This window comes from Halioglobus sp. D3-4 (genome assembly GCF_055809315.1).
The window spans coordinates 1,401,181-1,412,876 of sequence record NZ_CM147907.1; the positions used below are offsets into that span (position 1 = coordinate 1,401,181).

General features: G+C 57.8%; 11 protein-coding genes. 5 read left to right on the forward strand and 6 right to left on the reverse strand.

Annotated features, from left to right (window positions below):
• Nucleotides 1-73: 73 nt before the first annotated feature.
• Genes ccmB through ttcA form a run of 3 tightly spaced genes read right to left on the reverse strand, consistent with a single transcriptional unit; the run spans nt 74 to nt 2,216 of the window.
• A complete protein-coding gene (ccmB, locus tag AC0L6S_RS06060; protein ID WP_473427527.1) occupies nt 74-760 on the reverse strand; it encodes a heme exporter protein CcmB in 687 nt (228 codons plus the stop codon).
• A complete protein-coding gene (ccmA, locus tag AC0L6S_RS06065) occupies nt 757-1,374 on the reverse strand; it encodes a cytochrome c biogenesis heme-transporting ATPase CcmA (RefSeq protein ID WP_473427528.1) in 618 nt (205 codons plus the stop codon). The genes ccmB and ccmA overlap by 4 nt, the downstream gene beginning before the upstream one ends.
• Nucleotides 1,374-2,216 (reverse strand): tRNA 2-thiocytidine(32) synthetase TtcA, encoded by an 843-nt coding sequence (gene ttcA, locus AC0L6S_RS06070; protein ID WP_473427529.1) that lies wholly within the window; start codon nt 2,214-2,216, stop codon nt 1,374-1,376. The genes ccmA and ttcA overlap by 1 nt, the downstream gene beginning before the upstream one ends.
• Before the next feature lie 306 nt (nt 2,217-2,522).
• Here ttcA and AC0L6S_RS06075 point away from each other — a divergent pair, with 306 nt between their 5' ends.
• Together AC0L6S_RS06075 and AC0L6S_RS06080 are read left to right on the forward strand one after the other, a co-directional pair.
• Nucleotides 2,523-3,503: a malate dehydrogenase gene (locus AC0L6S_RS06075; protein WP_473427530.1), complete on the forward strand. Its 981-nt coding sequence runs from the start codon at nt 2,523-2,525 to the stop codon at nt 3,501-3,503.
• Nucleotides 3,504-3,876: 373 nt separating this feature from the next.
• Complete coding sequence (locus AC0L6S_RS06080; RefSeq protein ID WP_473427531.1) at nt 3,877-4,503, forward strand: TetR/AcrR family transcriptional regulator; 627 nt, start codon at nt 3,877-3,879, stop codon at nt 4,501-4,503.
• A 54-nt stretch (nt 4,504-4,557) separates the two neighbouring features.
• Here the strand turns inward: AC0L6S_RS06080 and AC0L6S_RS06085 are convergent, their stop codons facing one another.
• Together AC0L6S_RS06085 and AC0L6S_RS06090 are read right to left on the reverse strand one after the other, a co-directional pair.
• A complete protein-coding gene (locus tag AC0L6S_RS06085) occupies nt 4,558-7,026 on the reverse strand; it encodes an ABC transporter permease (protein WP_473427532.1) in 2,469 nt (822 codons plus the stop codon).
• A gap of 12 nt (nt 7,027-7,038) precedes the next feature.
• Nucleotides 7,039-7,701, reverse strand: a complete 663-nt coding sequence (locus AC0L6S_RS06090) for an ABC transporter ATP-binding protein (RefSeq protein WP_473427533.1) — start codon at nt 7,699-7,701, stop codon at nt 7,039-7,041.
• On the opposite strand from AC0L6S_RS06090, the gene AC0L6S_RS06095 reads away from it, so the two are divergent.
• Together AC0L6S_RS06095 and bioA are read left to right on the forward strand one after the other, a co-directional pair.
• Complete coding sequence (locus AC0L6S_RS06095) at nt 7,700-8,359, forward strand: arylesterase (RefSeq protein ID WP_473428554.1); 660 nt, start codon at nt 7,700-7,702, stop codon at nt 8,357-8,359. The genes AC0L6S_RS06090 and AC0L6S_RS06095 overlap by 2 nt on opposite strands.
• Nucleotides 8,356-9,645, forward strand: coding sequence for an adenosylmethionine--8-amino-7-oxononanoate transaminase (bioA, locus tag AC0L6S_RS06100; protein ID WP_473427534.1), 1,290 nt, complete (start codon nt 8,356-8,358; stop codon nt 9,643-9,645). The genes AC0L6S_RS06095 and bioA overlap by 4 nt, the downstream gene beginning before the upstream one ends.
• A gap of 204 nt (nt 9,646-9,849) precedes the next feature.
• Here the strand turns inward: bioA and AC0L6S_RS06105 are convergent, their stop codons facing one another.
• Nucleotides 9,850-10,644, reverse strand: a complete 795-nt coding sequence (locus AC0L6S_RS06105) for a PhzF family phenazine biosynthesis protein (protein WP_473427535.1) — start codon at nt 10,642-10,644, stop codon at nt 9,850-9,852.
• Between the two features lie 101 nt (nt 10,645-10,745).
• On the opposite strand from AC0L6S_RS06105, the gene AC0L6S_RS06110 reads away from it, so the two are divergent.
• Nucleotides 10,746-11,609, forward strand: coding sequence for an ion transporter (locus AC0L6S_RS06110; protein ID WP_473427536.1), 864 nt, complete (start codon nt 10,746-10,748; stop codon nt 11,607-11,609).
• The last annotated feature ends 87 nt before the right edge of the window (nt 11,610-11,696 follow it).

Genomic DNA, 11,696 nt, shown 5'->3' on the forward strand with positions numbered 1-11,696 from the left:
CGGCAATTATACAGAGCGTGCCGCGCCGGACAACCAAATGTCGGCAACGGCAGGGTTCAACGGTAAAAGATTGTCACGCATCAATACTTATCCTCAGTCCTGCAGCCATCGCCACCGGCGCCAGCGCGATGGCCAGACACAGCATGGCCCCCAAAATGGCCAGGTACGGTCCAGCGGGAAATCCGGTGACGGCCGCCTGCACTGCGGCACTGCCGAAAATCAGCACGGGCATATACAGCGGCAGGATCAACAGCGATATCAACATCCCACCGCGCTTGAGACCGACAGTAAGTGCAGCGCCGATCCCGCCGATCAGGCTGAGCAGCGCGGTGCCGATTAACAGGCTGGCCATCAATGTGAGAATGCCCTGCGCAGGCAGGTTCAGCATCAGGGCGAACAGCGGGGATACCGCGGCCAGTAACACCCCGGTAGTGATCCAGTGCGCACCAATGTAGGCCAACACCGACAGGTACAGAGGTTGTGACGCCAGCAACAACTGCTCCAAGCTACCGTCATCGAAATCGCTACGAAACACGGCATCGGACGTCAGCAGGCTGGATAGCAATGCGGTGATCCACAAAATTCCGGGGGCAAACCCGGCAAGTGTATCGGGCGAGGGGCCCAGCCCCAACGGAAACAGGGATACCACCATCGCAAAAAAAAGCAGGGGATTCCCGATCTCCAACGGACGCCGGACCGCCAGTAGCAGTTGCCGCCGCAGCAGCCTCATGCAGAACTGTGCAGCCCCCGGCGATGTCACGCGACCACTCCGGTACTGAGGTTCAGAAAACGGACATCACAGTCCACATCCAGCTTCTGATGCGAGGTCATAACGACCGAGCCGCCCGCCGCCACCTGTGACACCAGCAGAGCTTGCAACTCCTCCACACCCGTTTTGTCGATCGCGGTGAACGGCTCATCGAGCAGCCACAGAGGCGCATCGGACAACAGCAACCGCGCCAGATTGACTCGCCTGTGCTGACCGGCTGACAGGGTATGACTGGCGACGTCTTCGTAGCCGTACAGGCCGACGCGTGCCAGCGCCGATTCGATTCTGTCATCCTCATAGCGGCTGTCACCGCTGACATGCAAAGCGAGGTTTTCGCGCGGTGTCAGCAGTGCCTTCAACGCACTCTGGTGCCCCAGATAGAGTAGCGGTACACTGCGCTCCACCCGACCCTCAAAGCCATAGCGGGACAATCCACACAAGATACGCAACAGGCTGGTTTTGCCCGCGCCGTTGGCACCCTCTATCTGCCATAACTCGCCGGCACCAATGTCGAATGACAGATCTTGAAATAATTCGCGTCCGCCGCGCTCCAGGCACAAGGAGCGGGCCACCAGCACCGGTGTCCCTGCGCGGCCCTCTGGCACTAGAGGTTAACCACCCGGATCGCAGGTACGTGCAACTCGGCATCCCGCTCTATGCGCAGGTTCTCGAAATCGAACAGCTTGCGATCACCCAGCTGCGACGGTGAGATATGGCAGATGCTGCGAAAAATGGACTCGGTACGCCCCGGGTACTCCCGCTCCCACTGCTCCAGCATCGCCTTGACCTGCACACGCTGCAGGTGTTCCTGTGAACCACAAAGATTGCAGGGGATAATCGGAAACTCCCTGTACTGCGCATAGCGCGCCAGATCCTTTTCCTTACAGTACGCCAGCGGCCGGATAACGACATTCTGCTTGTCATCACTGAGTAGCTTCGGCGGCATGGCCTTGAGCTTGCCGTTGAAGAACATGTTCAGAAAGAGGGTTTCGACAATATCGTCGCGGTGGTGACCCAGCGCGATTTTGGTAGCGCCTATATCCTGGGCAAACCCGTAAAGGCTGCCACGACGCAAGCGCGAGCACAGGCCACAGGTGGTTTTCCCTTCAGGCACCACTTCCTTGACGATACTGTAGGTATCCTTTTCCAGAATGTAATAGGGAACATCCAACTCAGAGAGGTAGGCCGGCAAGACTTCCTCGGGAAAACCGGGTTGTTTCTGGTCCATGTTGACTGCTATCAGTTCAAAGTCGACCGGCGCGCTCTGGCGCAGGTTAACCAGCACATCAAGCATGCCGTAGGAATCCTTGCCACCGGACACGCAGACCATGACTTTGTCACCGTCCTCGATCATGTTGTAGTCCGCAATGGCTTTACCGACGTTGCGGCGCAAGCGCTTTTGCAGCTTGTTGAATTCGAGTTTGTCTTTGCGGGTAAGTTCGCGCACAGTGATTGCCGTTAGTGCTTGATTTGGCGGGCATTTTACTTGCTAGTGCTCACTCGCGTCCAGCTGCATGCCGGTCAATTCCCAAACTATTGGCTCTCGCGGCTAAAATCGGGCCGCTAAGCCCACCCCTGCTCGATATTTTCGCATCCAAATACCGGGAAGGCCTCAGGGCCGCGAGCCTCACGAGTATCGCGTTGCACTTCAGTGTTCCAGCCCCGGCTGCCGTCAACTTGTAATTTCACCGGTTTGCCACGACAATGTCGCCGCTCATTTCCGCATCAATTCATTTATGAGGATCACCCCCCCATGAAACAACCTGTTCGTGTGACTGTAACCGGCGCTGCTGGCCAGATTGGCTACGCGCTCGTTTTCCGTATTGCCTCCGGCGCCATGCTGGGTGATGACCAACCTGTGATTCTGCAACTGCTGGATATTACACCGGCGATGGAAGCGCTCGACGGCGTTAAAATGGAGTTGGAAGACTGCGCATTTCCACTACTGGCAGGCATCGTATGTACCGATGATCCAAATATAGGCTTCAAGGATTCTGATTACGCACTGCTGGTTGGCGCGCGTCCTCGCGGCCCCGGCATGGAGCGCAAGGATCTACTGGAAGCCAACGCTGCAATCTTCTCTGTGCAAGGTAAAGCGATCAACGACCATGCCAGTCGCAACATCAAGGTACTGGTAGTCGGCAACCCCGCCAACACCAATGCACTGATCACACAGCGTAACGCTCCAGACATCAACCCGCGTAACTTTACAGCGATGACACGGCTTGACCACAACCGGGCGAAAACGCAGATAGCCCTGAAAACTGGGAAAACGGTCAACGACGTGACCAATATGACGATCTGGGGCAACCACTCTGCCACGCAGTATCCCGATCTGTTCAATGCGAAGGTAGACGGTGAAGCGGCGATCAACCTGGTTGACCAGGAATGGTATGAGAGCGAGTTCATTCCGGTTGTGCAACAGCGTGGCGCGGCAATCATCAAGGCTCGCGGTGCATCCTCGGCTGCCTCGGCCGCCAACGCCGCTATCGGTCACGTACGCTCCTGGGCGCTGGGCACTGAGGGCGATGACTGGGTATCTATGGGCGTCCAGTCCGATGGCTCTTACGGTATTCAGGAAGGCCTGATTTACTCCTTCCCCTGCCACTGTAAAGATGGCGAGTGGACTATCGTACAGAGTGCCGAGATCAGTGACTTCAGCCGCGAGAAGATGACGGCCACTGAGCAGGAATTGGCTGAAGAGCGCGACGCAGTTAAGCATTTGCTGCCGTAAGCTTTGGTATTTGGGGCTGATCGGTGGTCGATCAGCCCTCTCTATCGCAGTGGTAATCCGGCGAGCAGCGGTGACAGCACCCTGCTTGCTCAACTAAAACGGCCATTCACCGCAGTGTGCTGTCACCGCTGCTCGCCTTGCATCGCGATGCCGAAGTGCGTTTTGGGCCTCGGATGCCGCCAGGTGGTTTTGGGGTTTGATGACTGACGCTGGATTCGCAGTAGAATAAAAATCCGTCGCGTTAGAGCCTGAGATTTGGCTTCAGTCCACTACAATTTATCGCGTGATTGACAGGTTCTGTCGTCTGGGTTCGCAGGATGGCTCTCAACTACTCTATTTCCAGCACTCACTCAATTTGGGTTAAGCTATCGCCATGACGGATACCGCAATCGCTAAAAGCTATCACCACGGCAACCTCCGGGCCGAATTGCTCAGTACGGCTATCGAGCAGTTACAGAGCCACGGTGTCGACGACCTGAGTCTGCGCGCACTGGCGCGGGAAATCGGCGTGTCTCAAACCGCGCCCTATCGCCACTTCTCTGACAAGAGCGAGTTATTAGCGGCGATGGCAAGCCATGGCTATCGCAATCTGCTCGACGCCCTGCGCGCGGCTGCCGCCACTACCGGCGATTGTCCACAGGAGCAGCTTCAGGCGTTTGCCGAGACCTACGTGGATTATGCCGCGCAAAACCCGCAGCTGTTCAAATTGATGTTTGGACCTGCGGTACAACCTACCGGGAAGTACCCGGAATTGCGCAAAGCCAGCCGGGACACCCTGCAACTGGTACAGGACATCATGCAACATGGCGTACAAAGCGGCGTGTTTCGCCAGGTCGATGACATCGCCTACATGGCAAATGCGGCCTGGTCCAGCATCTATGGGCTGTCGACGTTGCTGGTCGATGCGCCACAACTATTTGAGCGGCATATCGATTTGCAGCGGCAGGTGAGGCTTGGTGTACAGATTTTTCTGGACGGCGTCAGCTACCCTCCTTCCTGAGCCAGCACTGGCTCGTCCAGGATGCTGCCACCGTAACCCCTAGTCGCCCTCCCGCTACAACTCGCGCAACACCCGCACCGGCGGCGTAGACACCACCCGACGACAACTGAATACGCCGAGACCGCCAATCACCAGCGCTCCACTGAAGATACCTACGGGCCACAACCACGGTGTGGGCGTGTAATCCATTTCCATGACCATGGTTTGCAGAATAAACACCGACAACTCCGCGGCGAGAGTTGCGAGGGTGCCAGCAAACAGGCCGAGCGTGGCAAACTCGATCAATAATCCACCCAGAATCAGGCGCCTGGCGGCCCCCAACGCGCGCAGGATTGCGCTCTCGTGTACACGGGCATCAACACTGGCCTGCACACCGGCGACCAGCACCAGTGCGCCGGCGGCCAGGATCACCACCAGCACCAGATTAATCGCCGCCGACACCTGGTTAATGATGGTGCGAATCTGCTCGACGACAATGTCCATTTCGATCACGGTGACCGTAGGGAAGCTCCTGATAAATCGGTTGAGAAAGCCTTTATCGGCTTCATCGAGATGGAAGCTCGTCATAAAAGTTGCTGGGAAATCCACTAGCAAACGCGGCGGAAAGACCAGGAAAAAATTGGGTCGCATGGACTGCCACTGTAACTGGCGAATACTGGCTACGCGTGCCTCAAGCGGTGCTGAGCCGACTAGAAAACTGACAGTGTCTCCCACTGACAGGCCCATGCGATCAGCGAATTCCTCTTCCAGCGATACCAGCGCCTCTTCAGTTCCCGGCTCCCACCACTGGCCTGCGACCAGCCGGTTCTCATTGGGCAGCGTATCGGACCAGGTGAAGTTGATCTCGCGCTGACGGCGCCCCTCTTCTACATCGTCGGTGACGGGCAATTCCTTCCCCTCGATGGCCATAATGCGTCCACGAATCATCGGATAGAATGGCTCGCTGGTGATGTTTTCTGACCGCAGCGTCTGTTCGATTTCCTGCACATCCTCCGGGCCGATGTTAATCATAAAGTGATTGGGCGCATCGCTAGGCAATTGTGCCTGCCACTCGTCTATCAGCGAGGTACGCACTAGCAGCAGCACCAACAACATCATGATGGCCATCGCAAAGATAACGACCTGCAGGGCATTGGCAGTACCCCTGCGCTGCAGCCCCGCCAGTGCAAGGCGCCAGATGCTACCGGCACTCATGCCTACCAGGCGCCCGCCGCGCAGCAGTGTCAGCGCCAGACCAAAACCCAGACTGGCGGTCAGTCCAAGACCTGCCAACACCGCCAGCGTCAGCTTCCAATCCTGGCTGTACCACCACATCAACAGAGTTACGGCGACCAGCCCCAACGCGTAGTCGTAAACCGCGCGCCGATTCTCCATCGGCAGATCACGCCGCAACACACGCAGTGGACTGGCAAAGGCCAGGCGACGCAGCGGTGGCCAAGCGAAACAGAACAGGCAGGTCAGTGACGTCACGGCGCCAATAGCATATGGCCGAACACCACTGGGCCCGGGTTGTATCGGTAATTGCTCGGCAAAGAGCGAAAAAAATAGTGCCTGAATACCCCAGCCCAGCCCGCATCCGAGCAGGGTCGCGATGGCGCCGAGCAACAGCAGGCTGCTGCCGTAGAGCCGATTAACGGTGCCGGAGGTTGCCCCGAGGCTCTTGATGATGGCCACATAGTCGTGGTGGCGCTCGCTGAAACGGCGCGCGGCAAGTGCAACGGCGACCCCCGCCAGAACGACGGCGAGACTGCCGGCTAACAACAGAAAACTCTCGGCCCGATCCAGCGCGCTGCCGATACGCGGTTGCCCCTCGTCAACGGTGACGGCGCGCTGCCCCTCTTGCAGCTGCGGTTCCAGCCACTGCTGAAATTCACCGATGGCGCCGCTGTTACCGGCGTACAGTTGCCGGTATTCCACGCGACTGCCGGGTTGCACCACCCCGGTGGCGGGAATGTCGTCGTAGTGCATCAACACCCGCGGGCCATAACCGTAAAAAGATGCCGCCTGATCCGGTTCAGTGCGCGCAGCCGCTGCCACGGTAAAGTCAGCATCGCCGACCGTCACCTCATCGCCAACCGCCACATCAAGCAATGCGAACAAGCGGGAGTCCAGCCAGACTTCCCCCCTACGCGGGCCTGTGGCCGCCGTGAGCACCTCACCGAAAGGTTCTGTACTATAGGTAATCTCGCCGCGTAGTGGATAGTCTTCAGTCACGGCCTTCACCGACGCCAGGGCCATGCTCTCTTCCCCTACATAGACCATGGAGGGGAACTGCAACGTCAGTGCGTGCTGTAACCCGGCATCAGTTCCTGACTGGCGCCACTGCGTGGGCAGTTCGCGCCCGCTGGTGACCACCAGATCGGCGGCCAGGAACCTGTGGCTTTCCTGCTCCAGCGCATTCTGCAGGCGTGTGGTGAACGCGCTAATGCCGGATACAACGCCCACCGCCAGCACGAGGGCCATCACCAGCACACCCAATTCGCCGCCGCGCCAGTCGCGTGCCAGCATTTTTGTCGCAGTCATCGACACCGGATTCTACTCCTGCACCAACGCGCCGCCATCGAGGCGCAGCCGACGCTGGCAGAGATCGGCCAGCACCTGATCGTGGGTCACCAGTACCAGTGTTGTGCCCTCTTCCCGATTCAGTTCGAACAACAGGTCTATAATGTGCTCGCCGGTGGTGGTATCGAGGTTGCCGGTGGGTTCATCAGCGAACAGGATGGCTGGCTTGGAGGCAAATGCGCGCGCCAGCGCCACGCGCTGCTGCTCACCGCCGGACAATTGCAACGGATAGTGCCCCGTCCTGTCCTGCAGTCCTACCCGGTTGAGATAGTCGCGCGCCTGCTCCTCGACCTGGTTCTGCCCCTGCAACTCCAGCGGCAACATTACGTTCTCCAGTGCCGTGAGCGCCGGCAGCAGTTGAAAGGACTGAAAGACAAAGCCGATGTGCTGACCGCGAAACCGCGCGCGATCGTCTTCGCTCAACGCACCGAGATCCGTGCCGTCTATCTCAACGCGGCCATCAGTTGCCTCATCGAGACCGGCCAACAGTCCGAGCAGTGTTGATTTACCGGAGCCGGACGCCCCAACTATGGCAACGGATTCTCCCGACTTGATTTCCAGCGTAATCCCTTTCAGTATCGCAAGCTCTGCGCCAGCCATTGGAACCCGTTTCTGGAGATTGTCACATTTGATCATGCATCGTGCCCTTTACAGCGTTATACGCAATACGCTCTTGTTTGGTTGTCTGCTCGCTGCGCTGGCGACAAATGCACAGACCAGCGAACAGGACATACCGTCGGTTCAAAAAATTCTGGTGTTGGGAGATAGTATCAGTGCGGCCTATGGTATGTCTCTTGAACAGGGCTGGGTTGCGCAACTTGCCGAAAAATTGCGGGCACAATACCCTCAGTTGTCTGTGGTCAATGCCAGCATCAGCGGCGAAACGACATCAGGCGGGCTACGGCGACTGCCGGCGCTACTGGACGAACACAATCCCACTGTCGTTGTTATCGAACTCGGCGGCAATGATGGCTTGCGCGGCTTCCCGCTGCAGACATTACAGGAAAATCTCACTGCGATGGTGACGCTGGCACAGGACAGCGGTGCTCGGGTCGTGGTATTGCCGATGGAAATTCCTCCCAACTATGGTGCGCGTTATACCACGGGGTTTCGCGAGAGCTTTCCCGCGGTGACAGAAGCAACCGGCAGCGTACTGGCGCCCTTCCCTTTGGACGGTGTGGCAGGAAACCCTGAGTTAATACAGCCCGATGGCTTGCATCCCACCGTCGAAGCACAGCCGCTGATCATGGCCAATGTATTGCCCACACTCACCCAGTTGGTAGCAGAGCTATGACACAAGCCTCATGGGACGACATGCAACGCGCCGACAACACCGTTATCTGGCATCCATACGCGCCCGCAACCGGCGGCGCCGGCGTGTTTCCGGTGGTAAGCGCCAGCGGCGTGCGCCTGAAACTCGCCGATGGGCGCGAGTTGATCGATGGCATGGCCTCCTGGTGGTGTGCCATACACGGCTATAACCATCCAGTGCTTAATCTCGCGGTCGAATCACAACTGCAGGACATGTCTCACGTCATGTTTGGAGGGCTCACGCACGCACCCGCAGTGCAGTTGGCGCGGCGGCTGGTAGATCTTACACCAGCGGCGCTGGAGCGGGTATTTTTCAGCGACTCCGGTTCGGTGTCTGTGGAAGTCGCGATGAAGATGGCTATCCAGTATTGGTACAGTACCGGCAAACCACGAAAGCAGAAGCTGCTGGCACTGCGCAATGGCTATCACGGCGACACCTTCGGCGCGATGTCGCTATGCGACCCGGTAACGGGTATGCACCACCTTTTTGGCACCGCACTATCGCAGCAGCTATTTGCACCGGCGCCGACCTGCGCATTCAACGCCGATTGCGAAGACCGGGACATCGAGGCAATGGAACGCCTGCTAAGCGAACACCGCGAAGAACTGGCCGCCGTTATCGTAGAACCGGTGGTGCAGGGTGCTGGCGGTATGCGGTTTTATTCACCGCAGTACCTGGTGCGGCTACGCGCCTTGTGCGATGAACACGATGTACTGCTTATTTTCGATGAGATTGCCACAGGGTTTGGCCGCACCGGCAAGCTGTTCGCACTGGAGCACGCCGCGGTGGTACCGGATATCCTGTGTCTCGGCAAAGCGCTCACCGGCGGCTATATGACGCTCGCGGCAACACTGTGCACTGCACGCATTTGCGCAGGCATCACCAATTCAGAGGCCGGTGCCTTTATGCATGGCCCGACGTTTATGGCCAATCCGCTGGCCTGTGCGACGGCACTGGCCAGCATCGAGTTACTGCTGTCACAGCCGTGGCAAAACACGGTCGAGCGATTGCACGGTGAACTGAGTGCTGGGCTGGCCCCGGCCCGCGAATTGCCCCATGTCGCGGATGTTCGCACGCTGGGCGCAATCGGTGTGATCGAGCTGCACGAAGCCGTCGATTTACGCGAGGTGCAACCGATGTTTGTCGACCGCGGGGTCTGGGTGCGGCCCTTTGGCAAGCTGGTGTATACGATGCCACCCTATGTGATGGAAACAGCGGATGTCGCTCGCTTGACTGCGGCCATGATCGATGTGGTGGCGCAGCTTTAGGTTCTGTTCAGGGCGATTACAGGGGGTGAGCTCGCGCCTGAATGTCTGTGCTGCGCAGTGCGGCTTTTGGGTGTGCGCATGCCGCGCTTGCTCAGCAGAAAAGGCCATTCGCCGCGCAACATGCGCGCTCCCAAAGACCTCAGTGCTTCCGTAACTCTGCAGCCGCTGGTCAATGCCACTTTGATGGGTAGATAGCTACATTCTTCATATGCAGTCTACGGTTCCCTGCATGAAGGTTACGGCTGACCCGGTGATAAAGACCCGCCTCTCTCTTAGTTCACAATCCAGGTTTCCGCCGCGTGCGGATATCTGCCGGCACTGCAACTGCTGCTTGCGCAGCCGAGCGGCCCAGTAAGGCACCAGGCTGCAGTGGGCTGAGCCGGTCACTGGATCTTCGTTGATGCCGACGCCGGGGCCAAAAAATCGTGAGACGACATCGCACTCGTCACCCGGTGCCGCGACGATTACGCTGTGCACACCGGCAGCCAGCAATGCGGTGAAATCCGGTTCTAGTTTCGCTATATCTTCCTCAAACTCATAGACGTAAAGGTGCGCGCCAGAGCCTGCTGACGGTGCCAGTGCTTCACTGGCTATACCACCCAGAGCATTACAAACGTCTAGATCGACATCGACAGAGACGAGGTCCGTCACCGGAAAATCCAGGGTCATTCGGCCCCCTGACCTGCGCACCCTCAATTCACCGCTGCGTGTGTGAAAAAGGATTTCGTCGCCGTCAAAGCCGATGTGCTCGAACAGCACATGAGCGGCAGCCAGGGTCGCGTGGCCGCACAAATCGACTTCCACCTGCGGCGTGAACCAGCGCAGGTCGTAGCCGGCTTCCACCGGCACGATGTAGGCTGTCTCGGACAGATTGTTCTCCATAGCGATGACTTGCAGCAACTCGTCGTCAAGCCAGGCCTGCAATGGCATGACTGCGGCGGGATTACCGGCAAAAACTTTGTCGGCAAAGGCATCAACCTGGTATATAGCGAGGGACATGGCATCCTCCAGTCGTATGATTGTGACCTGTTGTACAAACTGCACGACGTTTAATATAGTGACTGCACCGCACAGTGGCCAGCACCCGGTTGAATAACCCAATGTCAAAGCGTCAACAAACGCCGCTCCAGCAAAAATATTATCAGGTCATCTTTGGCACCGAGACCCCTGCCGGGAAATGGTTTGATATAGCCCTGATCGTGGTTATTCTCGCCAGCGTGACCGTAATCATGCTCGACTCGGTCCATAAACTGGACGCCGAGTACGGCAATTTTTACCTCAAGTTAGAGTGGATTTTCACGGCGATTTTCACCGTGGAGTACCTTGTTCGCATCTGGTGCGCGCCCAACCGCAAGGGCTATATCCTCAGTATCTATGGCGTAGTTGACCTGCTGGCGCTGCTGCCCACCTATTTGTCTCTTTTCGTGCCTCAAACAGCGCCGTTGCTAATCATCCGCTTACTGCGCATCCTGCGTATCTTTCGTGTGCTGCGATTGCTTGAGCTTCTGGCCGAGGCCAACTTTCTGGCCGGAGCACTGCACCGTTCAGCACGCAAGGTCTTCGTGTTTTTTACACTGATGCTAATCCTGACAACAATATTCGGATGTCTGGTCTATGTGGCGGAGGGCGGCAAAAATGGCTTCGACAATATACCCGTCAGTATCTACTGGGCAATAGTTACGATCACCACCGTCGGCTATGGTGATGTGGTGCCGCACTCTGTTATCGGACGCATTTTTGCTGCTGCAGGTATGTTGATCGGCTACGCTGTGATAGCAGTCCCAACCGGCATCATCACTGCCGAATTGACCGCCGCTCAGCAGGCAAACCGGAACAGGGAGACACGCGATTCGCGAAATTGCAGCAATTGCGCCTCCGTGGAGCGCGATCCAACGGCTCACTACTGTAGGAATTGTGGTTCGCCGCTGCCGCAACCTGGCCATACCGGACCCTCGGACGCGTAGTATGAACTGTTACAGGTAAAGGGCCGAGACACGAAAAAAAGTGGGATTATTGCGGAGAATATTTTTCCCGCCTAGCCTAACATACCA

What these genes read in the sequence shown, in the direction of transcription:
- AC0L6S_RS06075 (WP_473427530.1), top strand. Translation starts at nt 2,523, where the DNA reads ATGAAACAACCTGTTCGTGTGACTGTAACCGGCGCTGCTGGCCAGATT.
- AC0L6S_RS06080 (WP_473427531.1), top strand. Translation starts at nt 3,877, where the DNA reads ATGACGGATACCGCAATCGCTAAAAGCTATCACCACGGCAACCTCCGG.
- AC0L6S_RS06085 (WP_473427532.1), bottom strand. Translation starts at nt 7,026, where the DNA reads ATGACTGCGACAAAAATGCTGGCACGCGACTGGCGCGGCGGCGAATTG.
- AC0L6S_RS06095 (WP_473428554.1), top strand. Translation starts at nt 7,700, where the DNA reads ATGCATCGTGCCCTTTACAGCGTTATACGCAATACGCTCTTGTTTGGT.
- AC0L6S_RS06090 (WP_473427533.1), bottom strand. Translation starts at nt 7,701, where the DNA reads ATGATCAAATGTGACAATCTCCAGAAACGGGTTCCAATGGCTGGCGCA.
- bioA (WP_473427534.1), top strand. Translation starts at nt 8,356, where the DNA reads ATGACACAAGCCTCATGGGACGACATGCAACGCGCCGACAACACCGTT.
- AC0L6S_RS06105 (WP_473427535.1), bottom strand. Translation starts at nt 10,644, where the DNA reads ATGTCCCTCGCTATATACCAGGTTGATGCCTTTGCCGACAAAGTTTTT.
- AC0L6S_RS06110 (WP_473427536.1), top strand. Translation starts at nt 10,746, where the DNA reads ATGTCAAAGCGTCAACAAACGCCGCTCCAGCAAAAATATTATCAGGTC.